Below are 26,521 nucleotides of genomic sequence, written 5' to 3'. Positions count from 1 at the left end.
ACAATACCCAAGCCCGTGCGCTCTTAGATCGCACGGGCTTTTTGTTTATTTCACCATTCGTCGCCAGAAAGAACACAAACCCGAAAAACGAATAAACACTCTAAAGTTGCAAATCGCAATTGCATTTTGCAACTGGGCATTTCAAAAACGCAAATTAAACGCTCAAATACGCACCAGATTGCTATAAAACTGCCGTTTTACGTGGTTTTAAAAGTTGGCACACTAACTGCTATGTATATATTGACCCTTCTTAAGCCGAGGGTCACCTAGCCAACTGACGTTGTTAGTGAACCTATTCTTGTTCACAAAATATATAGGCCAATTGCGATTATTGCGATTGGCTATTTTTTTGCCTGCAGTTTGGCCAACCGCCCTCTTTTTCGATACAGACACCCATTCAGACGTATAATAATAAGCATTCCTAGCCAACCAAGAACAGCAGATAACCAACGCATTATAGAAAACGTTTTCTATTTGTTTTTTTAAATAAAGACAGAAAATAACCCTATGTTTTACAAGATAATTACTGCAATAACTGGTTTTTATGGGCAATTATTGACAAAATTAGCATTGACTATGTGATTTATATCATCATAATGCGCAAGTTTTCCTGCAATACGGCGACCGTTAATTTTAATTTTGATCATTTGCGGAGGTAAAAAATGGCTGCTGATAATAACTACAGTCTAGGGCCGGTTCCTACATCGGCTAGGAAAGGAGTCGCTTCACTCACCATGGTAATGCTTGGACTCACTTTCTTCTCTGCAAGTATGTGGACAGGTGGTTCACTCGGGACAGGTCTTTCATTCAACGATTTCTTCCTCGCCGTTCTCATCGGTAACCTAATCCTCGGTATTTACACTTCTTTTCTTGGCTACATCGGCTCATCTACTGGCCTCTCTACCCACCTTCTTGCTCGTTTCTCTTTCGGTACTAAAGGCTCATGGCTTCCTTCTGCTTTACTTGGTGGTACACAAGTCGGTTGGTTTGGTGTGGGTGTTGCGATGTTTGCTATTCCAGTACAAAAAGCAACGGGCATTGATACCAACACCTTGATTATCGTATCTGGCTTATTGATGACGGGTACAGTGTACTTCGGCATTAAAGCGCTAATGGTGCTTTCAGCGATTGCAGTGCCTGCAATTGCGATTCTGGGTGGTTACTCAGTACTGATTGCGGTAGACAGTGTTGGTGGACTAGAGCAACTGCAACTTATTAAACCAGAGACGCCAATGGACTTTTCAATGGCTCTTGCAATGGTTGTAGGTTCGTTCGTAAGTGCGGGTACGTTAACGGCCGATTTCGTTCGCTTCGGTAAAAAGCCAGCAAGCGCAGTATTAATTACTATGGTTGCGTTCTTCATCGGTAACTCGCTGATGTTTATCTTCGGCGCAGCAGGAGCAGCAGCAACCGGTCAGGCAGATATTTCAGATGTGATGATCGCGCAAGGTCTGCTGCTTCCAGCCATCATCGTGCTTGGCTTGAATATCTGGACAACCAATGAAAATGCACTTTATGCATCCGGTTTGGGTTTATCTAACATCACTGGTCGCTCAAGTACTACAATGTCTATCATTAACGGCATTATCGGTACGATTTTCGCACTTTGGTTATACAACAACTTCGTTGGTTGGTTAACCTTCCTTTCGCTGGCGATTCCACCAATTGGTGGCGTAATCATCGCCGACTTCTTCGCGAACCGTAAACGTTACAAAGATTTTGCAAATGCAGAGTTCCAAACCGTTAACTGGGCTGGCATTATCGCGGTAGCAACAGGCGTAGCCGCTGGTCACTTCCTACCTGGCGTTGTTCCTTTGAACGCAGTGTTAGGTGGTGCAATCAGTTACCTCGTGCTTAATCCTCTATTGAACAAAAAAGCTCTGAAATCTCAGGCCGCTTAAGGACACACTATGACAACCTTATTAATCAAGAACGCGAAACTTCAAGACCAAGAAGGCTTGAAACAGATTCTGATTGAAAATGGTCAATTTTCTCGCATTCTCGATAATGGCGCGCAAATCAATCATCAAGGCGACATCCTTGATGCTGAAGGTGGCATTGCAGTTACTCCTTTCTGTGAACCGCACATCCACCTAGATACTACTCAAACTGCTGGTGAGCCTAACTGGAACATCTCTGGCACTTTGTTTGAAGGTATTGAGCGTTGGGCTGAGCGCAAAGAACTGCTATCAATCGAAGACGTAAAGTCTCGTGCCAAGCAAACACTGAAATGGCAGATAGCTAACGGTGTTCAACACGTTCGTACACACGTTGATGTGTCTGACCCAACACTCGTTGCGTTAAGAGCGATGGTTGAAGTTCGTGAAGAGATGAAAGAGTGGGTCGACATCCAGATCGTTGCATTCCCTCAAGAAGGTATTCTTTCATACCCTAACGGCAAAGAGTTGCTTGAAGAAGCAGTGAAGATCGGCGCTGACGTTATCGGTGCTATCCCTCACTTCGAATTCACTCGTGAATACGGGGTTGAATCTTTGCATTATGTGTTCGAGCTTGCACGCAAGTACGACTGTCTGATCGACGTTCACTGTGATGAAATCGACGACGAACAGTCTCGCTTTGTGGAAACATTAGCAGCCCTTGCTCATAAGTTTGAAATGGGCGAGAAAGTAACTGCTAGCCACACCACTGCAATGGGTTCGTACAACGGTGCTTACACATCTCGCCTGTTCCGTCTATTGAAGATGTCAGGTATCAACTTCGTGGCAAACCCGCTAGTGAACATTCACTTACAGGGCCGTTTCGACGATTACCCGAAACGCCGCGGTGTAACGCGCGTTAAAGAGATGCTAGCAGCAGACATCAACGTTTGTTTTGGCCACGATGATGTGTTTGACCCATGGTACCCACTGGGCACAGCGAACATGCTTCAAGTTCTGCACATGGGACTGCATGTAACACAGGTTATGGGCTACGACCAAATCAACAACTCACTTGATTTGATCAGCAAGAACTCTGCTCGCACATTGAACATTCAAGACAACTTCGGTATCGAAGAAGGTAAGCCAGGTAGCTTGCTGATTCTTCCTGCTGACAATGGCTTTGATGCAGTACGCCGCCAAGTACCAGTGCAGTACTCAATACGCCACGGTAAGGTGATTGCAGAGACTCAACCAGCGAAAACAAAAATAAATTTAGATCAAACTGAAGATATCAACTTTAAGCGTTAATATCGTCTATACTAATGATCAAAAGGAAGCTGAGATGCTTCCTTTTGTTGTGTTGGACGAAGCGACAAAACTATCACTAAATCAGTGTAAATCTTGTACATTCGCACGGTATGACAAAAAAAAACACAAATTTCTTAAGCAATGCGTGTACATCTCAAAAGACTGTGTTAACATGCTCTCGCTCTGTTAGCCGGAGTTATTTAAGTTAGATGAATAGTAAAAAATTGACATGTAAAATCGTTACCCGTTTTTGTAAGTAGTTTTTCCTTATTTCTTAGCAATATTAAATAATTCAATTATCAGCGCATTGCATTAAATGCAATCAACAACTTAGAAAATTTATGAATAAGGGACAAATTATGTCTAACACAAATACTGGCACTGTAAAATGGTTTAACGAAGAGAAAGGTTTCGGTTTCATTTCTCAAGACAACGGCGGCGCTGACGTATTCGTACACTTCCGTGCAATCGTTTCTGAAGGCTTCAAAACTCTGAAAGAAGGCCAAAAGGTTTCTTTCGAAGTTGAAAACGGTCAAAAAGGCCTACAAGCAGCAAACGTTGTTGCTCAATAATTAGCTCTTATAGCTAAAAAGAATTTTAAAGCGCTGATTTTTATCGGCGCTTTTTTATGCCTGCTTATAAACATTTCCCCTCTCGATACAGGCTTTCCCCCGTAAACTCTGAACAAATGCAAATCACCAGCCAAGCGTCATCAACCTAGACTTTCTCAGTTAAAGCTCAACGATCAATTTACGTCACTTTTTGTATGCACTTCCCTAGACAACACTTAATTCTCAGCAATCTTTTGATACTAACTCACGCTACGCCGAAAGTTTGATAAGCCCAAATATGGTTAAAGAACAATCCATTAGATTACGCTTATGAATACGCAATCGATATTCATAATAAAAATGAGTTATTTATCCAACCCTCATCCACTAATCATATAATTTTTAAAGCAAAGACCTTCGAAATCCGCTAACCTTGTTCGCAAGTGGCTTAGTTGTTTTGGTATCTGCAGTAAAAATAATGAACAAAGACGAATTTCAGAAATCCACCGCAAATCTAAAAAAAGCGGTGCCTCTTATGATGAAGAACAGGGTGTCAACGACACCTGCAAATTACGCACTTTGGTACACCTATGTCGATAACGCTATTCCCCAGCTGACTCAAGACATGGATGGTGTTTTAGAACACTACGGTATTTGTCCTCCTGCCGTTGGTGAGCAGCTATACAACAATTATGTTGCCAGCAAATCCGAAACCAATATCAATGACCTTCGCGCTAATTTGGAACTGTTAGTTTCTGAAGTTTCCAATTCAATGAATGACACCCTGACCGACACCTCCGCTTTTTCTGACATGATCGATAAAAGCTTCGAGGACTTGGCTCGTGTTGATAATGAAAGCCTATCTATTGATGAAGTCATGTCCTTAGTTCGACAGCTGGTGTCTGAATCCCGTCATATTCGTCACTCTACTCAGTTTTTAAACTCTCAGCTAAACTCTGCAACCTCAGAGATCACCAAGCTAAAAACCCAGTTAGTAGAAGTTCAGAAAGATGCGCTTTTCGATAGTACAACCACACTCTATAACCGTCGCTCTTTCGACCGTGACATAGAAACCCTGTGTGAAGCACAACAATCTTTGTGTCTGATTCTTCTCGATATCGACCACTTTAAAAATTTCAACGACACCTATGGCCACTTGTTTGGCGATATGGTGCTTAAAGCGATCGCTCGCAAGCTGAAGTTAAGTTGCCGTGAAGGTATTTCTGCCTATCGATTTGGTGGTGAAGAGTTCGCGCTGATTGTGCCTAACAAGTCTTTGCGTATTGCTCGTCAACTCGCTGATACCAATCGTCGCTCTCTAGAAAAGCTGTCGATTAAAGATCGCCGCAGTGGTCAACAAGTCGGCAGTATCACTGCATCGTTTGGTGTCGCTGAACTTGAACCCGGCGAATCAGCTCAATCGCTGATTGAACGTGCTGATAAGCTACTTTATGAAGCGAAATCACTTGGCCGTAACCGAGTCATGCCTTTGTAAAACACACCAACAATGCTCTTATCGACATATTAGTCGGCTCGTATTGAGACTAGAAAGCCCCAAAGACATTATCTTCGGGGCTTTTTCTTTAGTTGTATAAATTACTTTAGCTAACTAGGATTCACCGTTAGATCTGGAAGCAATAATTCAAGCAGTAGTCTTCACCACTCTTTGCTCTGAACTCTTTATCTTCACTGCATGCCTTTGGTTTACCCTTTGCGTCACCTTGAATCAAACTGATCCAGTGGCGCATCGCTGCAATGGTCTCTTCACGCATTGTGGTTGTTGCTTCCATTGGTGATTGGCCAAACGTGGTGCATGATTCCAACTGAATATCATCAATTTCTACTAGCTCAATACAACCTGTCCCTTTGTGGCAACCAAACATCACCTCTAGGTGGCTGCCACTGCCATCTCGAAACAAGATAGAGTCTGGGTCGTTCTTCTCACCCATGTACGCTACAAACTGCTTAGGGTGCTTCAGACCGCTGTGCTGACCGTCTTTAAAGTAAGCCATAATATGGCGGTAATCGACTACGTAGCTGGTTACGTCTTGATGTGAACCATTCTCTAGTGGGAATAGTCGATCAAGCAGCTGCTTTGCTTTCACTTGCTTTTCAGTTTGCTGATTAGCATTGATTGTCTCCACAGCAAAGACAGCTTCAGCGATAAATGGCTTTGATTGTTTTTGGATTTCTGTTTTATCGAATGTAAGCATATTCATAGTCTTTCCCTCTTGACCAGTCCGGTGATAACCACCGATTTCTACAGCAAAAATGTGTCCTAGAGCAATTATTCCAAACTAACGTTTAATTTATTTGTCATTTTGTGAATTGCTTAGTTTGTAGATTAGCGCTTTTTTACATACAATTTCACAACAAAAATTTTACAATGTGAATTTTACAAATATGGCCTTGTCAAAAAGTTTAGTTCGTCAGTCACATTTCCTAGGTACGAAAATCCGAAATCTTAGGAAGCGTAACCATTTAACGATGGAAGACCTGTCTGCGCGTTGTATTAGAATCAACCCAGAATACGCCCCTTCCGTTTCTTACCTTTCAATGATTGAACGTGGAAAGCGGGTTCCGAGCATCGATATGCTGGAAGTGATTGCACAGGTCTTTCAGAAGAATCCGACGTGGTTCCTCGACGACGAATCTGAACAACAAGCCATTGCTCCTGATAAGGGGAATCGTGGTGGGATAAGTGGCATGGCGCTCGAGCCGAGCTTCCTATTCTCAAACGACATCCTGCAAATTGCGATTCCTGAGATGCTGTCACAAACGGGCATTTCAGGCCGCCAGTTTGCGCACCTCTTGATTCGAGCACACCAAGAGAGCAACCAGAACCACTTCCCTGACCTTGAGCGCGCTGCGGAAGAAGTAGGCTTAAAACGTCTTAACCTCAGCGTAGAAGACCTGATAGACATCGCTAGAAGCCTAGGAATCAACATCCGCTGGGTGACGCGCACGCCGCAAGACGTCGTCGATGAGCTCGGAATTAACGCTAAGCAGTTAGTGACCTCCTTCTTTGAGCCTCCCGGTACTATCTTCTTAAACGAGATTCTTAAAGAGTATCCAACTCGTCTGAAATACGACCTTTCGGTTTATATCGGTCATTGCATTCTGCACAGCAAAGAAGGCCTAAAGAGTGTGTTGTCGGTCGGTAACAACAACACGTGGGACGACAACCAGGTATCAGGCTCTTCACAGCTCAACTCCCAAGACATTCTTCAAGCATGGCGAGACTTTGAATCCAGCTTCTTTGCTGGCGCACTTCTGTGCCCGAAAGTCCCGTTTAGGCAGCTACTTGACCGCACTGGTTACGAAATCGACGTTCACAAAAGAGCAGGGGTTTCCCCCTCTGTTGCGATGCGTCGAATGACTGTAGTATCGCCCTACCCTCACTGGCACTACTTTGATGCTTATGGGCCGGGGAAACTCAAGGCGGTATATCGCGGGAACGGGATTCCACTGCCTTGGGGAAATATGAGAACGGTCGCTGACCCATGTCAACATTGGGCTGTGTTCCGTCGATTATCAGAACCTCGAGCGGGAAGCTCGGCTCAAATCTCCATTTTGAATGTGGGTGATGAGCCAAGGATCTACTGCTGTGAATCCATCAATATGACGGACCCTGCGGGTAACAATCGTGTGTTGTGTGCTGGTATAGATCTCAACCCTGCGATTGATGCTCAAGGCGGTAATTCAAGAGACATAGCAGAGCAGCTAAAAGCGTCATGCGTTAACAATGGTGGCTCTGTGGCAATTCCGCGTAACATCAAGAAAGATCTCACGACAATAGCCAAGATTCTAAATATAAATTGGATTGAACGTGGGATTGAGACAGAGGCGAGGCTTATCTGCTCTAGAGGTGGAGAATGCCCACGCCAACCAAGCTGTTACTCGAAGTGTGGTGAGTAAAAAAGTAATAACAAAAAATAGAACCTAAAATTCAAGCAAAAAAAAACCAATCACAATAAGGGTGATTGGTCATATATTTTGTGTGAACAAAAAAGGTTCACTAACAACGTCAGTTGGCTAGGTGACCCTCGGCTTAAGAAGGGTCACCATTACTAAAGCAGTATGCGTGCCAACTTTTAAAACACGTATTTACTACGCATCTGAACACGTATTAGCCGTATATCCTTGTTTGTTTTGCAAACTGGAATTGCAAATTGCGAAATTAAACAAAAACGCTAGTGATTATGTTGTTATTAATAAATCATTAAAGATTCATTACCCTTCCCCAAAATGCCATATTTCCCTTAGATTCAATCACTTTAAACAGCAATAAACCTCTCCCTAGGTTACTCAACATAAACAACGCCCATAAAAAAACGCGAACATTGAGATCCAATATTCGCGCTTATTTGAGTTAGACAGTAAAAAGTCACTAATCAACGAGAACTCTCCTGTGAGACATTCTCGTTATTGGACCTCTATGGTCTATCTAATAGACTCTACTTCTGAGGAGCTGGCTTAGAGCGGCTTCTCGACGGTGAAGGTTTGTTGCCTGTTGGCTTATTTGACGACTTGCTTGGGCCGTAGCTACCGCCGTAACCAGACTTCTTAGGCCTGCCTGCAGGTTTACCCGCGTTATTTGGCTTACCAGTACCATTAGATTTACCCGCACCGCTTGGTTTGCTTAGAGTGTTCTGAGCACCCGCGTTATTTGCAGCAGGTTTATTGCCCGCACTACCGCGCTTAAAGTTGCTGCCGTTGTTTCTTACTGACTTATCTTCACCTGTCGCAGCTGAATTGTTTTCAGCCGGTTTCTTTCCAGATGTTGGTTTACGCTTTGGCGCCGAACCATTGCCAGCTACATGACGCTTGTTCTTACCTGCTGGCTTGTGCCCGCGAGCGTTATCACCAGAGCGTTGACCATCAGCATGCTCACGTGGCTGTTTTGCTTTCTTCTGTTTCTTAGGCTTGATTGGACGTGAATCCAAGCGAGACTCAGGTAACTTGTTTACTGGAGAGAAACCTTCCAGTTCACGACGCTCTAGCACTTGTTGAATAAGGCGTTCAATACCGAACAGCTCACCCACTTCATCCGCACAAACCAATGAAATCGCTTTACCTACTTCACCAGCACGGCCAGTACGACCGATACGGTGTACATAGTCTTCTGATACATGAGGAAGATCGAAGTTAACTACTTGAGGCAGTTGTGGGATATCGATACCACGAGCAGCGATATCAGTTGCAACAAGTACTCGTACCTTACCTGTTTTGAAGTTCTCTAAGGCTTTAGTACGTGCACCTTGGCTCTTGTTGCCATGAATAGGTGCAGCAGTGATGTCTTGCTCTTCAAGGAAGCGAGCAAGCTTATTAGCACCGTGTTTCGTCTTGCTGAACACCAACACTTGTCGCCAATCGTTATCTTTGATTAGCTTCGCTAGCATTGCGCTTTTTTTCTTTTTGTCTACTGGGTAGATGCTTTGCTCAACCGTTTTTGCCGTCGAGTTTGCAGGGCTTACTGAAATTTCAACAGGATTGTTCACTAAGCCTTTCGCTAAGCTGCGGATATCATCAGAGAACGTCGCTGAGAACAGTAGGTTCTGACGCTTCTTAGGCAAGAAAGCCAAGATCTTACGGATATCGCGGATGAAACCCATATCTAGCATACGGTCTGCTTCATCTAACACTAGGATTTCTAGTTGGTCGAAACGCACTGCATTTTGGTTGTATAGGTCAAGGAGACGACCCGGTGTTGCCACCAACACGTCACTGCCTTGACGCAGTTTTTGCATCTGAGGGTTAATCTTCACACCACCGAACACTACCGTTGAAGTCAGCGGTAAGTTAATACCGTACTTCACTACGCTGCCATTCACTTGCGCAGCAAGTTCACGAGTTGGCGTTAGCACAAGCGCACGAACTTGGTTCTGACGTACGCGAGTACCTTTCGATAACATTTCAAGAATAGGTAGCGTGAAGCCTGCAGTTTTACCTGTACCTGTTTGAGCAGCGGCCATAACATCTTTGCCCGTTAGGACAGCTGGCACGGCTTTCTCTTGTATTGGTGATGGCTTATCGTAACCTTGTGCTTCAATAGCTTTAAGGATCGGTTCAGAAAGGCCAAGGGAGGTAAAACTCATAGATTATTTTCTCAGTTGAATAACATTTAGTATGAGCAACACGTTAAAAGTGCGTTGCTTCAGCTTTTGCTCATCAAATACATTGATCGGAGCAAAGCGCGGTATTCTGAGGCTTTTCCCCACATTCAGCAACTAAATTCTAATCGCAGCTCAAATTCAACTTAGATAACTTGTCGCTTCTGTTCGTACATTTTTTCATCAGCAGCTTTTAAGAGCGCATCGACATCATTGTAGTTGTTATTGTGAATAACCCAACCCACACTGATTCTGAGATAAATAGAGTGCGCCTCGTACACAACTGGCGCCGAGCATATCGCCTTTCGTAGTTTAGTCACGATCGACGATACGTGTTGCTCATCGATGATGCGTGGCAACAAGACCAAGAACTCATCACCTCCTATCCTTGCGACGATATCTGAAACACGCAGCTCACTTCTTATACGGTTAGCACACTCGATCAATACCTGATCGCCTGCCGCGTGACCATAAGTGTCGTTGATTGCTTTAAAGCCATCGAGGTCGATATTTACAACGGCAAAGGTTCTCGCTCTCTGTTTTTGAGTGGTTTTGAAGGCCTGCTTGAGGCTATACATGAAGTATCGACGATTCGGTAACATCGTTAGCTCATCATGCATAGAGCGGCTATCTGCAATCCGGTACAGGCGATAAATAGTAAAGAAGGCAAACGCCAGCACTAATATTATGGAGTAGCCCACCAGCCTTACCGCTTGGATGCGATACCAAGGCTCATCCATTAATACGTGTTCGTTGCCAGAAAGAGCAAGGTACCAACCACCGTATGGAAAACTCACCTGTTCAGTGGCAAACGCATTATCGAACACATCCTGAGTACCATAAAAGACAGCGCCATCTTTACCTGAACTGTTTGCACCACGAATAGCGAGTTCATACTTGTTCTCGATCTTGCCGATTCCAACATCTTCAAACAGCTCATCTAAACCGATAACAGCACTGGAGACACCCCAATAATCTTGATTGAAAGGTGGATCTCGGAAGATCGGAGTGCGCGTAATGAGGGCTTGTCCACCTTGAAAAAGCTCAAAGGGACCAGCAATAAAAGTGTTGCCAAGATTACGGGCTATCTCAACCGACTCCCATTGGTTTGGGTGATCACGATAATTAATACCGAGAATCTGCTCATTGCCTTCCAGCGGGTAAACAAAATTTAGAATGTCGTCTTTGGCGAGTCCGATAAGTCGAATATGGAAGCCATCTTGAATGATATTCTCAGCAATCTTGTCCCAATTTTTCACCTCACCATCGGGGTTGATGGTCACTAAGGTCGAGAAATTATTGAGGATATACATATCTGACACGATCGCGGCTTCAATCCGAGAACGAATAATGGATAGTTGCTTTTTTGCCTCTGAATACGATTCGTTTTTAAGAAAAGTTAATTGCTTGGCATGAAAGAACTCAATTGCGCTTACTATCGCAAGGAAAAAAAGAAAAGATACTACTCTGGCAGACCACTGCTTGCTAGAACCACTTGGCATTTACGAACCTCTAACACTATTGTTCTATATACTGCCTTATAACGGCTCATTTCTGGCTTATTGCCCCAGTATGCCGCTAAGTCATTAAAAATCCATACTGACGTCGACTATCTATCAAATATTGAGTGATCCATCACTTCAAACTTCTTTACTAAACGAATGGTTTAATCAAAAAGGGTTAGTGAACCTTATAAAGCTTACATTGTATTGACTCAACGCTTACATTGAAGGATTCATCAATGTTATTTTACATAGACTAATAATCAGCTTGGTACCTCACGACATGAAGTTAAAAACTATCACACTGTGTACATTGCTATCAGCCTCGGTTGCCGTTCACGCACAAGAAAACGTTCAAGCGCCAACCGCAGTGAACGTTCAATCCCAAGCAGATTCGCTCAATTCTCAAGAACAATCTTTCAAGCAATCTGCAGACCTAATTCGCACCACCTACGAAAGCCAGCTTTACACCCTGCCTGCATTCAAAGAAGGTCACTACGGGCTGCGCATGTATCGTCAAACATTAGACGATAAGTATTCAGCGGCGGTGTGGAGCGACATGGCTCGAGTGGCAAGCAAGCTCAGCACCCTGTCGAATGACGTTCAAACCATGGAACAAATCGCACTCTACTCAGAGAAGCGAGTTGCATCTTATATTGGTGATAACGATGAGCGCAGTATTCGACGCTACAACATCACCAAGCACATGCCTGAATACCTTTACCTTGGTGTTGACCTTCTAGGCTCTATGGCTCGTGCTCACGAATACGGTTTAGAACACAAGAACGATGCCAAGCTACGCGAAATCATTCGTCGCTATGACTTCTCACGATACGTGACCAATGAAGACATGGTGAAAGCGTGGGCGGCTCAACTCGCCAATCAAGTCTACTGGCTGCGCCAACTGGGTGAACAAGATGTCGTTGATGAGTTTGTCGATACCTTCAAAAAAGCGTATCCAGACGATAAAGACAAAAAACTCTCAAGCCAGCAATTCGGCAATAAGATCTATGGTATGACACACGTCATCTTCGGCGACTCAGAATATTACCAACATCAAGTAAGCGAACAAGACCATCAATGGATCTACGATTACTTTAGAGAAAACATCGATACGATTCTGCTGCGTGCGAAAGAAGATGTCATTGCTGAGGTTGGATTAACCTTCTTGTTGGCAGGTTTAGAAGATGACCCAGTTCTAGAGAAAACTCGACTCGCGATTCAAGCTTCAATCGATGAGAAACAAGGCATGATCCCTTCTATCACTGGTGATTTTGATCTTGAGTACGGTGAACACCGCAACGTGTTAGCAATCATGCTACTCGATTGGCAGCAAGTGAATGAAGCGCCGACTTATGAAGGCAACCCTAAGGTGTTTACTAACATCCCTTACGGACTCATTAAAAACCAACCACCGAAGAACTAGCAACATACCTAGCCTAGGTTCATCATAGAACCCAAAAAGCCTCATACCTTTCAAGGCTGCGGCTTTTTGCTGTTTACTACGTCAGTACTCGTATCAAAAGTTGTTAATATCAAAACCTGCGTAAAGATAAAAACAAAGACGACATCAAGCTCCTGACACGGCTTTGTTACGTACAGTTCTTAGAGGGGCGGCACTTGGTAACAAGTGTCGTCTACTCGACATCACTATCGTAAAATCCCCTTCTGCGCAGCCCTCCGTTAAAGAGACATCATCGCAGAGCGTTTTACAGAAACGATAGACACCTTGAGGGTGATAACTCATCAAGGTATTACGCGAAGGATACTGGCTTGAGTTGAGAAGATTAAAAATCACCGTCTGATTCGCCAGTTCATACATGCGAGTAATCATGTTTGTCAGATAATCAGAATCACGAGAGATGTAGTTCAGTGAACCACTAGCGATGACAATGTCGTGCGCCTCAAGGTTCATTTTGCTCATATCACCCGCCAAAAACTGACAACGATCTTCTGTGTAGTTTTGCTTCGCCTTCTTAAGAAAGCCTGCGTGTTGGTCAACGCCGGTATAAGATTGAATACGATAGATGCTGTCGAGCAGTTCAAACAGCTCGCCATAGCCGCAACCCAAATCTAAAACACTCTTCTTTTCGAAGTCCGCCGCACGAGCGATTACTTCAAAGCGACACAATTGACTCTCTTCGCTAGTCCAACCTAAAGCTTTAGCCTTGTCGCCATTCGAGCGGTTAGTTTGTTTCCGATGATAGCGATACACCTTCCAACGATCGAGCCAGTGCATTCAAATCAGCCCTACTTCAATGAACATCAGCACACCTTGATAAGATTAAGCTTTAGAACTTGAAGAAAAGAGCCCACCGATTTTATAACCGATCGCATAGCAAACCACGGCGACAGTAACAAACACCAATGCCGAGAAGAAATACGCTACAGACGCTGCAACACCAGCCCCCCACACGACGCTGAACACCAAACCGAGATAAGCCTCTTTTGGCCACTGGTAGATAGGAAACTGAGCGCCGCCAGCAATTAGGTAAACCATCGAAAACAAGCCAATGAAGGTAACAATAAGACCGATGAGAACGCGAATGTTCATGGAGAGACCCTTGATTAATTTAGCTTGGTTGCCATTGTTCCTAATCGAAAGCGGATATGCTTAGTCGGAACCGAATATTCTCAATCGAAGCCGAATGTTATTAATCGCAACCTGATGATATTCAAGTATATCGGATAAAAGGAACTGGCTCTATTACTCTTCCGAGTGAGCTTTTACTCACTATAGACAAATCACAGTCGACGGCCAAAACCCGATTTCGCCTGATTAACAGGCACAAAAAAGCGGACACCCTCCTTACGTTAACTCCGTAAGTAAAGTGTCCGCTTTAACTGAATATAGCTTAAAGCAGGATGAAAATACCCGCTAAGCATGCACTCATTAGGTTTGCTAGCGTACCAGCAGCTACAGCTTTCAAACCTAAGTTTGCAACTTCAGCACGGCGCTCTAGTGCCATAACACCGATTGAACCTAACTGAATCGCGATAGAACCAATGTTAGCAAAGCCACATAGAGCAAAAGTCACGATCACTTGGCTGTGTTCAGATAACAGAGCTTTGTTCTCAACGAAGTCGATGAAAGCAACAAACTCGTTCATAACGATCTTCTGACCGATGTAAGAACCCGCCATCAATACTTCGTCACTTGGGATACCGATCAGCCATGCAAGAGGCGAGAACAGGTAACCAAAGATAGCTTGTAGCGTAATACCCGCAAAACCGAACGTTTCACCTAGGCTTTCTAGGCCAGTGTTGACCATCGCAATCACACTCACGAATGCAACCAACATAGTACCAACCGCTACCGCAACCTTCATACCGTTCATCGCGCCGCTTGCCAATGCATCAATCACGTTGCTTTGGTCAGCTTTATCTAGTTCGATATGGTCGTAATCACTTGGTGTGCTGCGCTCAGGAACAATGATCTTCGCCATTAACAGACTGCCCGGAGCCGCCATAAAGCTTGCAGCGATAAGGTATTTAAGCTCAACACCAAGGCCAGCATAACCACCAAGTACACTACCCGCTACCGACGCCATACCACCTGCCATTACAGCAAACAGTTCCGAACGAGTCATAGACTTTAAAAAGGGACGAATAAGAAGAGGAGACTCACCCTGAGAAAGGAAGATATTACCTGTAGCAACCAGAGATTCAGCTTTACTTGTACCCAGCAGTTTTTGCACCGCTCCGCCCAAGATTTGAATCACTTTCTGCATAACGCCTAAATAATAGAGCGCAGAGATCAAAGCACTGAAGAAGATAATGATTGGAAGTACGCGAATCGCGAAAATGAAACCTTCAGTAGCCAGATCACCAAATAGGAAAGCGATACCAACGTCTGCAAAACCAAGCAGGCTAGAAACACCATTACTTAGGCTTGTTAACGCCAGTTGTCCCCAAGGGAAATACAATACTAAGGCTGCAAAACCGATTTGAAGTAATAGTGCACGAGAGACCGTTTTCCAGTTAATTGAAGAACGACTTTCAGATAACAGGTACGCGCAAGCAATCAGTGCAAGAACACCGACAAAACCAAATAGAATATTCATAATGTGTCCTAGTAATCCTTAAAGAGTGAACATGAGCCAAGCAAATGACATCAAAGGAAAAGGACAAAGAACCGCAAGCAAAACGCTACGCGATGAAGGAGCTAACAGGGTTAGCGAATGTAACAACGAGTTGTTCATGTAAAAAATCACCTTATACAAGCAGTGGAACGTAGCTGGTCCGGTCCGTGGGGTCATTCACATATCCATGTGACGGCTTGTATTGGCTAAGCACCGGCTTAAAACCGGAAGAGAAGTATAAACAGTTAAGTGAGACTTTCATCACATTTTTTAACGCAAACGATCGCGCGGTCATAAAGCGTACAAATCGAACTACTTCTCGCAATAATTCATTTTCCCAGCAAGAAATAATGCAAAAAAAACCAGCATTAAAACAAAAAGCCACAGAGTGTGGCTTTTTCAAAATATGAGATCAAAGTGGGAATAACTAGTTTAGCAGGGCACTTTTCACTTCAGCATCTCGGAATATCTCTTCAAAACGCTGTTTGTAGATCAGTTGCATCTCATTGATGATTGCACCACCATCAGGTACATCATTCTCGCCTTGGAAATTTTTGCTGAGTAGCTTATTACCAGCTTCATCATAGATAATCACATTAACGTTGTACCAAGAGTTATCCGTAAATGCGTGGAAGTCATACTTCCACTCATTCAAGACAAACATCATCGATTTGTTGTCGAATGCTTTCATCTGCTCAGCAACCTTGGTGATATCCTCTTCAGGCGTCGTCTCAACCGACTCAACAGCTACTTGCTGTTTTTTCAAGCCTGCGACCAATCTGTCAGTCAAAAATTGAGACATTGGCTGCTGTGTCGCCGTGTTGTAGGTATAAGGAATACCTAACGAACTGCGAATAATTCCCTCAAATTTTGGCTCTTTATCATGATCGAGAACGTATGGTCTCTTATCGATTACAGCGACGGTCAACGCTTTTTCCTGTGGAACTTCATTGAGTTGAGGCGCACTTTGTTCTGCTGTTAATACCGTTGCACAACCAGAAAGCCCTAACGATACTGCAGCGAGCAGTAAACTGACGAGTTTTTTCATAGATTTACCTATCTTATTGTTTTGAATAGGCTGTTCTAACAAAAATCGACTTAATGAGTAAACATTCATAAAATCAATATTTTACATAATTGTTATTTATATAAATTCGCTCACACATCGGGTTAAATTTATTGAGTCATCAGTCAATAACAAGGGTTTGTAACGGAACGTTATGAAATGAACAGATTATGTTCAAGCTATCAAGCAAAAGCACAAGGACATCGGCGCGTACTATGTTCTGGCACCAAAAATTGCGATGCCTCATGCTCGCCCTGAAGATGGTGTGAACGAAGCATCACTGCAAGTAACGGTATTCAAGAAGGGTGTTGATTTAGAGTCAGAAGACAACGGTGACGTTTACCTTTCGATTACTCTGGCAGCGATGGACTCAGATAGCCACATCCATACGATTATGGCGCTATCAGAGTTGTTCCAAAATGATGATGACATCGATGCCATCATCGCAGCGGAAACTGAGCAAGCGATCATCGAGATCTTAAAACGATACTAATCTCGATATAAAGATCCTGATAACCCCCATGAAAAAAGCGATAGCCTCGGCTATCGCTTTTCTGTTTCTGGTGTTTAGTCATTTCGACCGAGTATGAGTTTAGGCGTCACACCTCGAAAGCATTCAGTGGCGTTAAAACGCGTACATTCGTTTGTCTGTCGATAATTCAAAGCAATATTGCGCGTGTTTATTAAGGCACTCAAACACTTCTCGATCCAACTTAAAGTTATCAACGTGGTCCCTCAAAATAGCGAGAGTCTCTTCTAACGTCATGCCTCCACGATAAGGTCGAGACTGAGTTAGCGCTTGAAACACATCCACCACAGCAACAATTCGACTGGGTTGATCCAACTCTTCCGCCGTTTTTCCCATTGGGTAACCCGAACCATCTAACCTTTCATGGTGATTAGATGCCCACTGACAAACCTGAGGTGAACTGAACAACTCCTGCAATGCGAATCGAGTGTCCGTTGCATGGCGTTTAATACAGCAATACTCTTCTTCAGTGAGTAAATCCGGCTTATGCAGAATGTCATTAGGGGTTTGCAGTTTACCGATATCATGGACTAACCCAGCCAGATAGAGTTTGCGCTGAGTGGTGTAGGAATAACCCAGCTGTTTGGCGAGGTATTCTGAAAGCTGCCCAACCTTTAAAGAGTGCTTAAAGGTAAACGAACTTTTGGTATCAACAACATTGGCGATAAACTCGGCAAAGGCCACCGTCTCATCCAGCGACATTTGCTGGGAGAAAAATGGCACAGGTTCAAAGTTATCCCTCATGTTCTCGATGTATGGAATCTCCATAGAAAACCAGAAGTCATCCAAATCAACCAACTCGCACATGTGTTGCACAAGGTTGGTTTCGAACATCTCATCCGCTTGTTCAGTCAAACGTTCAATGATGCTCGCTTTGCCATCTGGTGTTAGGTTTCCATAACGATCAGAAGAGGTTATGCCGTATAGATAATCGACTCTATCGGCAAGCATCACGATGGCAGCTAGTTCTCTTTCTAACTCGCTGATATGAATAGCCCTTAGCTCAGACCACGGAGTATGGTGATAAAGAACCGGCTTAGCAAATATAGAAAGAACTGGGCACTCTTTTAAGATTTGGTAGCCCTTTTGACAATGGTGATAGCTTGAGTCAGGTACAAACCCAGACGTTAAACTGAGCTGTTCATCAATTTGCGAGACACCACAGTCGTGAATCAAGCCTAACGAAAACGCGAGCTGCGCTTGCTCTTCTTCCCACCCCACACTCAGAGCACATCGATACGCGATATAGCCCACTCTCTGTCCATGATTTTTACTTTCGAAACCGACGTTATCAAGCGCCTTAGCAATACCGAATAGAGCCTTCCTTAAGTCCACGGTCACGTCCTGGCAATGTTGATTCATTATTTAAGCCTAGCATTTTTATATTTTTTATATATTTAGGCCGCTAATACTAATGCATAGCTAATGATTATATACACAACTATTGTAAGGTTTAATGAGTTTCGTGATAGAACCAACGTATCACGAAAAATCCGTGCTACAAATGGTTGCATATTAAAAATCATGCGACATTATAGCCTGCCGACTAAGATTCGCTTAAATAAGCAGCCATAAGAAAAGGAAAGACATGTTTAAAACGGTTATCGACAACGAACTCTCCATCGCATTGGTTGAAGAGAGCTTCGCTTCTCACTACGCGGAAATCTCACAAAGCCAGAATGAGTACCTAAGTCAATGGCTCGTGTGGCCGCCACATTGTAAAACCGAGCAAGACTTTAGGATCTTCATCCAACGCTCGCTACACGATTATGCGGAAGGGAAAAGCATGACCTGTGCGATCGTGTATCAAGACAAGGTCGTCGGTAACTGCAGTTTCAATACTATTGATCATGATAAGCAAAAGGTGACGATAGGTTATTGGTTATCTGAGACATACCAAGGAAAGGGGATTGTGACGCGCGTTGTCCAGAAGCTGATTGATATTGCTTTCAATGAGTTAGATATGGAAAAGGTAGAGATATCAGCCGCAACCGGTAACCAAAGCAGCCGTAAGGTTTGTGAGCGCTTACATTTCACGTTAGAAGGTATCATCACGCGTAACGAAAACTTGAATGGTCGCATCGTAGACCACGCTATTTATGGACTTCATCGCTCTAAGCTCTAAGCTCTAAGCTCTAGGCTCTAAGCTCTAGGCTCTAGGCTCTAGGCTCTAGGCTCTAGGCTCTAGGCAGTAGTAACTAAGAAGTCACTCGCTTGTAAATCGGAATATAACAAAGCCACGGTATTAGTCGGTGGCTTTGTTATTTGACGAGCCTGAAGAGCTCTTGAAGCTGCAGCTTATGCGATCTTAGGAATCACGATACTGAACTTGGCGCCACCATAGTTGCTGTCGTCGATTTTGATATCCCAAGAAAGCTTTTTAGCCGCCGATAGAGCAATCGCGAGGCCCAACCCCAATCCACCGTTGGTCGACGTTCTGCTTGAGTCTAGTCGAGAGAACGGAAGGAATACCTCATCACGCCTATTCTCTGGTATTCCAGAACCATTGTCTTCAATCACCACCAGCCAGTTTTCTGAGTTCTCATCCAGCGTCATCCACACTTTGTCTTGTGTGTAATTACCCGCATTCTTGAGAACGTTATCGAACACCAAGCGTGCCATTGAGCAATCACACTTAATCTTGCACTCTAGCTGTACCTTAGATTCAAAGGTGGCATTGTCTAGTTTCGAGTAACGAATTCGGTCTAGGCAATACTCACGAAGATCGGAGGTCACTTTAACGAGCTCAAAGAAAGAGTTATCCATGACATTCAACTTCGACAGCATGATGATTTCTGACGTGAGCTCGTTGATATCCTCAATGTAGGTATCAATGTCATCGAAAAGAACCTGATGATTATCGGGGGCTCCCCTTCTTAGGATATCGGTCGCCAGTTGAATACGACTTAGCGGAGTTCGTACTTCGTGTGGGATAGCTTGAGCGAAAATATGACTTTGTTTTACTTTGCTTTCGATCTCTTCAGCCATGAAGTTAAAACTGCTGGCCAAATCAGAAACAGGATGGATGTCGTCCATGTCAGATCGAGTACTAAGCTTGCCCTTACCAAACTGTTTCTGCTTCTCGACGAGCAACTCTATTCTTTCTTGAAAACGCCTCACAGGTAAGTAAACACTTGCTCCAATCGCCACAATCACAGCCAACAACAGCCCTAACAAAAAGTGTCGTTCTGAGTCTTCGTACCATTCAATGTCAGGAGAGAAAAAGTCCCCTACCTCACTGAACCCAAAACTGAATTTAGAGTTTGGTAGCTGAAACACGGTCGAATAGAGGTTGTCATCACTTAGATATATCGGCACACCGTTTAAGGTTGTGTATAACTCACATTGTTGGCAAGGCGCCTCGCCCGACCAATTCTCCAACAGGCGTAAATTGAAGATATAAAATTGTTGGTAGCCTGTTCTATCGAGCTCTTTATAGAGTGAGTTTTCTTGATTGTGTTGACGAACATACTGCTCCGCAAAGTAGATGCCATCATTGAGGAAGGTTTCGATCTCGGTGCGTCGCATGTACCCCTCACCAAGGTTCAAGAACAAAAATATCGTTGCCGACATCCCAGTCACAATCCCAAGGTATAAGCGAGCAAACATCGAAACCGAGCGAAGCTTCGTAGCAATGAACTTACGCAACCAGCATGTACCCCTTGTTGCGAACCGTACGAATCAACTGTTTGTCTTTTGCGTGAATGCGCAGCTTTCGGCGTAACCCAGACACGCGCATATCAATCGAGCGGTCGTTGAACGCGTAATCTATCCCTCTAAATAACTGACAGCACTGGTCTCGAGTCACGACCTGACAGATGTTATTAACGAGAAGGTTTAAGATTTCAAATTCAGCAGAAGTAAGCTTGAGGTTTTGGCCGTAGAGCGTGGCACTTTGAGCAGAGCTGTTGATTACAATATCGCACTGTTTTTCAGCCGTAGTTTCTTGCGCAGTTTTTACGGGAGTCGCTCGACGCAATAACGCTTCAATTCGCGCTAACAAGGCATGGCCACGAATCGGTTTGGCAACGTAATCGTCCGCACCAAATTTAAACAAGCTGACCTCGCTCATTTCATCGGCGGAAGCCGTTAGCACTAAAATCATTCCATTGTAAAACTCACGGGCTTGACGGCAAATTTGCGCGCCGCTCATCCCTGGAAGCATCAAGTCCAACAGCACTAAATCAGGTTCAATACTACGGATCGCTTCAAGTGCCAAGTTCCCTTCATGAACAACGCTAACATTGTAACCTTCAGCTTCGAGGTAAAGCGTCGTTAGACGAGCTATCTCTTGGTCATCTTCAACAATGAGCACTTTGGTTTTCGACATTCCTATCACCAGTATTTATTAAAAGCGAAGGCAGTATATATACTGGTCATAGATCATCAATATTGGAATCAGAGCCCTACATTTACCGTACGCAAAACATAGTAATCACTTTTGTACATACACGTTTACAGAATAGAGAACCAACAACCGGTGCGCCTTGGTTTATCAAGGTTTCCTCCTTCAGAGCACACCATTTTGATGTGCAAGGAAAGTGGCTCTTTGATAAAAGCGAACTGCTGCTAAACCTAACCTGTACAACAAAGCAAAAAGAGAAGCTGATAAAAGCCAGATACAACGCAGAACACGACTGTTTAACGGAGCTTTATAATCGCCGTGGGATCAGCAACCTTCTAGAAACCAGCATTGCCTATCGCTCACCGTTTGAATTGATGTTTGTCGACCTTGATGGCTTCAAATTAGTTAATGACACTTATGGGCACACTGTCGGAGACCAACTACTCAAACAGGTTGGTGAACGCCTTAAACAGTTGGTTGATGAGAAATGCATGATAGGGCGATTTGGTGGCGACGAATTCATTGTGATTGCCCACACCTGCCGAAATCAAAATATCCCACTACTTTGCTCTCGCATCATTGATGCCTTAAACCGAAGTTTCCATATCAGAGGCATCGGCAGTTTATCTGTCGGTTGCAGCATAGGTACCGCGCATTTCCCTGATAACGCGGTTGACCAAGAAACATTGCTAAAGCAAGCGGGTATGGCGATGCATCTTGCAAAAGCGAATGGTCGAAACCGCTTCCAAACGTTTACCCCAGACTTAGCACAAACCCTGCATCGCAAAGTAGAGATCCGCCATCGACTGGCACGCGCCATAGAAAACGACGATCTCAACCTTCACTACCAACCGATCATGAACACCAACAGCGACAAGGTGAAAGGGTTTGAAGCCTTGCTTCGATGGTCAGACAAAGAGCTAGGTAACATAGGCCCTGATGAGTTTATTAGCTTAGCGGAGGAGACGGGGCAGATTGTACCGCTCGGGAAATGGGTTCTGAACTCTGCACTCAAACAGCTATCGATATGGCAACGTGAGTTTGATAGTGAGTTGATGATGAGTATCAATATTTCGAGTATTCAGATGCACGCGACCTTTGCCGAGCAGCTATTAGCAATGTTGAACTTCTACAATATCCAACCTCAAAGCATCGCCCTTGAGATCACCGAATCTTCCATGATCTTCAAGCATGGTGAAGTCAGGCAAGCGTTAAGCGATATTTCTAAATTGGGCGTAGAGCTTCACCTTGATGACTTTGGCACAGGCTACTCGTCACTGTCGATGTTGCATGACTTACCGATTAGCACCGTGAAACTCGATAAAAGCTTCGTCCACGGTTCACACAAAGGGAGCAAAGCGATTGTCCAAGCCACCCATGCTATCTGTGAAAAATTGGGGCTAAAAGTGGTTGCTGAAGGTGTCGAAACCGAAACGCAAAAAGCGTTCTTAATCGATTGTGGATACCAGTATCTTCAGGGATTTTTATTTAGTAAACCAATTCCCTCAAATGAAGTCGAAAATCAGTTTTTGAATGGTCGACAATCCTACAATTAAAGACTTATTTATCAATAAATTAAGTCGTTTGAATGCTTCCTAAACAATCGGCTGCTGTGGGTGTGTACGCTTACGTATGCTTACATAGCGTTTAACAGTAAGAGGAAATAATTAAGCTATTGTTTATAAAGAAAATTACTTAGAAATTCACACAATAAAACACCAAACCATTATACCCACTAACTGTAATGACTTTGGTATTTAGATTACCCTCATTCCGTCCCTTTAGCAGAGCAAATAATCGGTAACCATGAACAGACAAAACGGCTTCACTCTTTTAGAACTCATCATCTCTGTATTAATTTTAGCGATCGTTTCGGCGACAGCTATGGTCAAGTTCTTAGACGTTCAAGGAAGTGCTCGGGCGAGTAAAATACATGATGTGGCTGGTAACCTTCGCACGGGTATCGATATGATCTACGCGAAGTCAGCGATTGCTGGCGTTGAGGATGAGTGCAACTATGTTGAAAAGACGGAGATTGAGACCTACTACGTTTGTCATGGTTACCCAATCGCCTATGTTGACTCACTAAGAAGACTGCTCAATATCGACGCAACAGAGCTTCATGTCATCAACAAAGAAGTAGACTCTGGCAGCAATGCAGAAAGAGTAGCCGCCATCTCTTTCGACACCGAAAACTACACCTATTCGCCAGAAGGAGACTTTTGTCAGGTGCTTTATCAGCCAGAAAAAGAACCACAGATCGTGGTGCTTGATGGTGCATGTTAAATACTCAACGATTGCACGCTTCCATAGTTAACACAAAGCCACCGCAACAGATCTTTGAATATCATGTGGTTACGCTAACATTTGCTCAAAAATAACACTAATTGATCTAACTTGTTGCTGCTTATACTTTTAGGCAGTGCTCATGGTATAACACCAACCTCATTCATATCTTATTTTCATCACTAGCCGATTAATATTTACATAGACACATATTTGATACATATGTCAATAATAATTCCATTAAAATTCTTTAATCAACACATCATGATAAAAATCATCCTTTCCCTATTTTAAATATCCCACCTTAAAGTTTAATTATTTAAATTTCGTAACAGAATAAATTAAAGTCAATCATTCAACAAATATAATTAATTCTATCATTGATTACTTTAATTAAATCACCAAAACAATACGCCTCATAAATTATATTAATATCACATAAAATGACATAATTTAATTTTATCATGAAAAATTCTGATAAATCTCACACATCGATAAACCGAATGAATACCATCAGAAGCTACATTAGAAACCTCTAAATCCAGTCGCTAAACCTACCGCGTAGAAGCTGTGAAATGGATAAATACCAAAACAAATGGATAAATCCCCCTTACCCCTTGTAAATCATTGGCTTTCATTTATAAATTCAACTTTTGGGTGAACATCTCCATAACCTTTCATTAAAGCCCAAATTCTGCGATTAGTATCAACATCTTGAGATAAAATGGTGACATTTTGGTTATATTATTTAGATCGAACTCTTGTGTTGAATGAAAATCCCAGCCATCACATATCCATCACACAAATATAATAACTATCGCTTAGGAGTTAAGCTATGCACTGTTCTTTCAATATAAATAACAATAATGAGAGCTTGCAACTAATCTACAATGAAGAAAAAATATACATAAAAAGAGGCAGTAATAAGATATCAGAGGAAACTCTTAATAGTAAAGAGAGTTTTGTTTTCAAATACCTTATTGAACACTCGTCAATATCAAACCCTCAATCTGCACGAGATGTTGAAGAATCTTTTAAATTACACTTTGACGAAGAGTTTAGCTTATACGCGTTAAAAAATATTATTGCTTCTATAAGAAAGAAATATCGAAGCTTATGTAAGAAAGCGAAGGTAGATAATAATAGCGAACTTATCTCTAACCTTTATAAGGTAGGTTACTTTATCGATCTCGATAAAAGCTCAACCAACCGTATCGCACCTAAGTACGACATCAACCAGTTCAAGCCCAGCCAGTTCGAGATGTTGAAAAAATACGCGAAACGGGGTTGTTCTATCTTTAAATTTAATTACGCAACAAAGCCTGTTGAAACTGATGTTCAACACCTATCATCGAGAGCTGATTAAGGCTCTGATAGCCGTGTTCACCATCTCTTCCTTTTTCCTATTCGTTGTCTACTTTTCCCAAATCCTTTATACGACGAAGATTGCGAATGAATACAGTGAGAACACCAAACACATTGCCGCAGAAGTCATGGACTACGGTTGCGATAGCCACGGGGCTGTGCACTCGCTAAGGCACTCGCTCAACCTTGATTCTGTCGTCATGACCACACCTTATGACTCCTGCTATATCTCTAAAACACGTTCTAAGATGATAGAGCTCAATCAATTAGACGACTTCTACGATAGTGCTGACTTTGCCTATTCACGCTTCATGGATACCGAGCACGACATTGAGATGGTTGCTCGAATATCTAAACGATCTATCGAAGCTCGATACAAGAACTCACTATTGCCTCTATTAGTCGATTCGATTTCCATCCAGAAGAATGGTTACCACATCTTAAACCTTGGCGAAGAGAGTAAATCTATCTATCAAACCTCCCTACCAACGGGTGCAACCATCACCTTCTACAGTGACGACATTGTTGCACTATGGATTGCGCTTTCTCTGATACTCGCCACCCTGCTTTATCGTTCCTATATTCTGGGTTTCGTGATCTACCTGTTTCGTTGGAAACACATCTCCTTTGAAGAAGAGCCGATCATCAACACCGAAGACAACTGCGTTCTCTACTACGAGTTGTTATCTCGTGTGCGTAACGTTGGCGTTTTAAGCTTCATCAACACCATGAGACGCACCAATTTACTCACCTTTCATACTATTTTACTCATCGAGACAGTCAGAAAAGCGAAGTTAAACAACAGCCATGAGATCTATGGTGTCAACGTGTGTCCGAGTGCTTTGGTAGGGTCGAACTTCGCAAGGCTCAGTGAGCATTTAGCCGCGATGGAAGCGAATGAGTTTGTCGTAGAGATTACTGAATATTCGAACATTGGCTATGGGTGTGAGGTTATCGATAACATTAAGGATATCAAAAAGCTTGGTATCACTATCGCTCTGGATGACTTTGGTACGGGCAATAACAACATCGAAATCATCAATGTTATCTCTCCGGCCTATCTAAAACTGGATCGTTGCTTTGTTAAGGATATCGAGTCAGGAGAGCATCATCAGGGTGTATTACTCAATATCTCGGAGATTGGACGCCTATCAAATATCACAATGATTTATGAAGGTGTCGAGACGCGTAGGCAGCAATATATCTTGTGTCAGTTAGGCTACAACTTACATCAAGGTTACCTATATAGCCGGCCTAATGACTCAAAGGAGCAATAGGTCCAGCCTAATAGAAATCTTGATCAGCAACCATTCCCTATTCAAATAATCATCGCTTATACAGCTGCTTGAGAGCCCACAAGGATGTAGGCTTCAAGTGCCCTCCCCACCAAACGTGCTTTATCTAAACATAAAAATACCCGATGCACTTTCATAAAATCCTTGCCAACTCGAATAAATAGGTTAGTGTTATACACATGTATATCACCATGCAGTT

18 protein-coding genes and 3 pseudogenes are annotated in these 26,521 nt (G+C 43.3%); 11 read left to right on the top strand and 10 right to left on the bottom strand.

The genetic code is table 11. From position 1 onward, the window contains the following. The first annotated feature begins 662 nt into the window (after positions 1 to 662). The 4 genes from codB (at position 663) to A6D97_RS18555 (ending at position 5,234) form a co-directional block, all read left to right on the top strand. Positions 663 to 1,901 carry a cytosine permease gene (codB, locus tag A6D97_RS18570; RefSeq protein ID WP_065585003.1) on the top strand — a complete coding sequence of 413 codons (1,239 nt, stop codon included), beginning with the start codon at positions 663 to 665 and terminating at the stop codon, positions 1,899 to 1,901. 9 nt (positions 1,902 to 1,910) lie between these two features. Then, positions 1,911 to 3,188: a cytosine deaminase gene (locus A6D97_RS18565; protein ID WP_017068656.1), complete on the top strand. Its 1,278-nt coding sequence runs from the start codon at positions 1,911 to 1,913 to the stop codon at positions 3,186 to 3,188. A gap of 359 nt (positions 3,189 to 3,547) precedes the next feature. Beyond that, complete coding sequence (locus tag A6D97_RS18560; protein WP_004740083.1) at positions 3,548 to 3,760, top strand: cold-shock protein; 213 nt, start codon at positions 3,548 to 3,550, stop codon at positions 3,758 to 3,760. A 457-nt stretch (positions 3,761 to 4,217) separates the two neighbouring features. Next, positions 4,218 to 5,234 (top strand): GGDEF domain-containing protein, encoded by a 1,017-nt coding sequence (locus A6D97_RS18555; protein ID WP_017060611.1) that lies wholly within the window; start codon positions 4,218 to 4,220, stop codon positions 5,232 to 5,234. A gap of 127 nt (positions 5,235 to 5,361) precedes the next feature. Here A6D97_RS18555 and A6D97_RS18550 read toward each other — a convergent pair whose 3' ends face one another. Continuing rightward, on the bottom strand, positions 5,362 to 5,958 hold the full coding sequence (locus A6D97_RS18550) for a malate synthase (protein ID WP_017060610.1): 597 nt from the start codon (positions 5,956 to 5,958) through the stop codon (positions 5,362 to 5,364). A gap of 169 nt (positions 5,959 to 6,127) precedes the next feature. Here A6D97_RS18550 and A6D97_RS18545 point away from each other — a divergent pair, with 169 nt between their 5' ends. Continuing rightward, on the top strand, positions 6,128 to 7,657 hold the full coding sequence (locus A6D97_RS18545) for a DUF3612 domain-containing protein (protein WP_019823380.1): 1,530 nt from the start codon (positions 6,128 to 6,130) through the stop codon (positions 7,655 to 7,657). Between the two features lie 539 nt (positions 7,658 to 8,196). Here the strand turns inward: A6D97_RS18545 and A6D97_RS18540 are convergent. Both A6D97_RS18540 and A6D97_RS18535 read right to left on the bottom strand, forming a co-directional pair. Further along, positions 8,197 to 9,837: a DEAD/DEAH box helicase gene (locus A6D97_RS18540; RefSeq protein WP_065585002.1), complete on the bottom strand. Its 1,641-nt coding sequence runs from the start codon at positions 9,835 to 9,837 to the stop codon at positions 8,197 to 8,199. A 161-nt stretch (positions 9,838 to 9,998) separates the two neighbouring features. After that, positions 9,999 to 11,354, bottom strand: a complete 1,356-nt coding sequence (locus tag A6D97_RS18535; RefSeq protein ID WP_065585001.1) for a diguanylate cyclase — start codon at positions 11,352 to 11,354, stop codon at positions 9,999 to 10,001. A gap of 283 nt (positions 11,355 to 11,637) precedes the next feature. On the opposite strand from A6D97_RS18535, the gene A6D97_RS18530 reads away from it, so the two are divergent. After that, the gene (locus A6D97_RS18530) at positions 11,638 to 12,780 is read left to right on the top strand and encodes a DUF3541 domain-containing protein (RefSeq protein WP_065585000.1); all 1,143 of its coding nucleotides are present in this window, start codon (positions 11,638 to 11,640) and stop codon (positions 12,778 to 12,780) included. 144 nt (positions 12,781 to 12,924) lie between these two features. On the opposite strand, the gene A6D97_RS18525 is transcribed toward A6D97_RS18530, so the two are convergent. The 4 genes from A6D97_RS18525 to A6D97_RS18510 form a co-directional block, all read right to left on the bottom strand. Continuing rightward, positions 12,925 to 13,593 carry a class I SAM-dependent methyltransferase gene (locus A6D97_RS18525; protein WP_240492709.1) on the bottom strand — a complete coding sequence of 223 codons (669 nt, stop codon included), beginning with the start codon at positions 13,591 to 13,593 and terminating at the stop codon, positions 12,925 to 12,927. A 45-nt stretch (positions 13,594 to 13,638) separates the two neighbouring features. Further along, the gene (locus A6D97_RS18520) at positions 13,639 to 13,908 is read right to left on the bottom strand and encodes a hypothetical protein (protein ID WP_065584999.1); all 270 of its coding nucleotides are present in this window, start codon (positions 13,906 to 13,908) and stop codon (positions 13,639 to 13,641) included. Between the two features lie 301 nt (positions 13,909 to 14,209). Beyond that, complete coding sequence (locus tag A6D97_RS18515) at positions 14,210 to 15,418, bottom strand: NupC/NupG family nucleoside CNT transporter (RefSeq protein ID WP_065584998.1); 1,209 nt, start codon at positions 15,416 to 15,418, stop codon at positions 14,210 to 14,212. A gap of 445 nt (positions 15,419 to 15,863) precedes the next feature. Next, positions 15,864 to 16,484: a hypothetical protein gene (locus A6D97_RS18510; RefSeq protein ID WP_017060596.1), complete on the bottom strand. Its 621-nt coding sequence runs from the start codon at positions 16,482 to 16,484 to the stop codon at positions 15,864 to 15,866. A gap of 130 nt (positions 16,485 to 16,614) precedes the next feature. Here A6D97_RS18510 and A6D97_RS18505 point away from each other — a divergent pair. Further along, a pseudogene (locus A6D97_RS18505) lies at positions 16,615 to 16,995 on the top strand (PTS sugar transporter subunit IIA); the annotation flags it as partial. 132 nt (positions 16,996 to 17,127) lie between these two features. On the opposite strand, the gene A6D97_RS18500 reads toward A6D97_RS18505, so the two are convergent. Next, complete coding sequence (locus A6D97_RS18500; RefSeq protein WP_029235617.1) at positions 17,128 to 18,393, bottom strand: HD-GYP domain-containing protein; 1,266 nt, start codon at positions 18,391 to 18,393, stop codon at positions 17,128 to 17,130. A gap of 226 nt (positions 18,394 to 18,619) precedes the next feature. On the opposite strand from A6D97_RS18500, the gene A6D97_RS18495 reads away from it, so the two are divergent. Further along, on the top strand, positions 18,620 to 19,156 hold the full coding sequence (locus A6D97_RS18495; protein ID WP_050633186.1) for a GNAT family protein: 537 nt from the start codon (positions 18,620 to 18,622) through the stop codon (positions 19,154 to 19,156). Between the two features lie 173 nt (positions 19,157 to 19,329). On the opposite strand, the gene A6D97_RS18490 is transcribed toward A6D97_RS18495, so the two are convergent. Together A6D97_RS18490 and A6D97_RS18485 are read right to left on the bottom strand one after the other, a co-directional pair. Continuing rightward, a complete protein-coding gene (locus tag A6D97_RS18490) occupies positions 19,330 to 20,679 on the bottom strand; it encodes a HAMP domain-containing sensor histidine kinase (RefSeq protein WP_065584997.1) in 1,350 nt (449 codons plus the stop codon). Then, complete coding sequence (locus tag A6D97_RS18485) at positions 20,672 to 21,361, bottom strand: response regulator transcription factor (protein ID WP_017060591.1); 690 nt, start codon at positions 21,359 to 21,361, stop codon at positions 20,672 to 20,674. Before A6D97_RS18485 ends, A6D97_RS18490 begins: the two co-directional genes overlap by 8 nt. Positions 21,362 to 21,549: 188 nt before the next feature. On the opposite strand from A6D97_RS18485, the pseudogene A6D97_RS18480 reads away from it, so the two are divergent. The 3 genes and pseudogenes from A6D97_RS18480 to A6D97_RS18470 all read left to right on the top strand — a co-directional run. Further along, positions 21,550 to 22,932, top strand: a pseudogene (locus tag A6D97_RS18480) (EAL domain-containing protein); the annotation flags it as partial. Between the two features lie 250 nt (positions 22,933 to 23,182). Beyond that, the gene (locus A6D97_RS18475; RefSeq protein WP_017060589.1) at positions 23,183 to 23,662 is read left to right on the top strand and encodes a type II secretion system protein; all 480 of its coding nucleotides are present in this window, start codon (positions 23,183 to 23,185) and stop codon (positions 23,660 to 23,662) included. Positions 23,663 to 24,497: 835 nt separating this feature from the next. Continuing rightward, positions 24,498 to 26,304 (top strand): annotated as a pseudogene (locus A6D97_RS18470) (EAL domain-containing protein). Positions 26,305 to 26,521: the final 217 nt, after the last annotated feature.

This window comes from Vibrio sp. ZF57 (assembly GCF_001691235.1).
Lineage (GTDB): Bacteria > Pseudomonadota > Gammaproteobacteria > Enterobacterales > Vibrionaceae > Vibrio > Vibrio crassostreae_C.
The sequence above is the reverse complement of the archived record's forward strand: the minus strand, read 5'-3'. Positions and strand labels throughout refer to the sequence as shown.

Coding starts and splice junctions, on each gene's coding strand:
- codB (WP_065585003.1), top strand. CDS start 663: ATGGCTGCTGATAATAACTACAGTCTAGGGCCGGTTCCTACATCGGCT.
- A6D97_RS18565 (WP_017068656.1), top strand. CDS start 1,911: ATGACAACCTTATTAATCAAGAACGCGAAACTTCAAGACCAAGAAGGC.
- A6D97_RS18560 (WP_004740083.1), top strand. CDS start 3,548: ATGTCTAACACAAATACTGGCACTGTAAAATGGTTTAACGAAGAGAAA.
- A6D97_RS18555 (WP_017060611.1), top strand. CDS start 4,218: ATGAACAAAGACGAATTTCAGAAATCCACCGCAAATCTAAAAAAAGCG.
- A6D97_RS18550 (WP_017060610.1), bottom strand. CDS start 5,958: ATGAATATGCTTACATTCGATAAAACAGAAATCCAAAAACAATCAAAG.
- A6D97_RS18540 (WP_065585002.1), bottom strand. CDS start 9,837: ATGAGTTTTACCTCCCTTGGCCTTTCTGAACCGATCCTTAAAGCTATT.
- A6D97_RS18535 (WP_065585001.1), bottom strand. CDS start 11,354: ATGCCAAGTGGTTCTAGCAAGCAGTGGTCTGCCAGAGTAGTATCTTTT.
- A6D97_RS18530 (WP_065585000.1), top strand. CDS start 11,638: ATGAAGTTAAAAACTATCACACTGTGTACATTGCTATCAGCCTCGGTT.
- A6D97_RS18525 (WP_240492709.1), bottom strand. CDS start 13,593: ATGCACTGGCTCGATCGTTGGAAGGTGTATCGCTATCATCGGAAACAA.
- A6D97_RS18520 (WP_065584999.1), bottom strand. CDS start 13,908: ATGAACATTCGCGTTCTCATCGGTCTTATTGTTACCTTCATTGGCTTG.
- A6D97_RS18515 (WP_065584998.1), bottom strand. CDS start 15,418: ATGAATATTCTATTTGGTTTTGTCGGTGTTCTTGCACTGATTGCTTGC.
- A6D97_RS18510 (WP_017060596.1), bottom strand. CDS start 16,484: ATGAAAAAACTCGTCAGTTTACTGCTCGCTGCAGTATCGTTAGGGCTT.
- A6D97_RS18500 (WP_029235617.1), bottom strand. CDS start 18,393: ATGAATCAACATTGCCAGGACGTGACCGTGGACTTAAGGAAGGCTCTA.
- A6D97_RS18495 (WP_050633186.1), top strand. CDS start 18,620: ATGTTTAAAACGGTTATCGACAACGAACTCTCCATCGCATTGGTTGAA.
- A6D97_RS18485 (WP_017060591.1), bottom strand. CDS start 21,361: ATGTCGAAAACCAAAGTGCTCATTGTTGAAGATGACCAAGAGATAGCT.
- A6D97_RS18475 (WP_017060589.1), top strand. CDS start 23,183: ATGAACAGACAAAACGGCTTCACTCTTTTAGAACTCATCATCTCTGTA.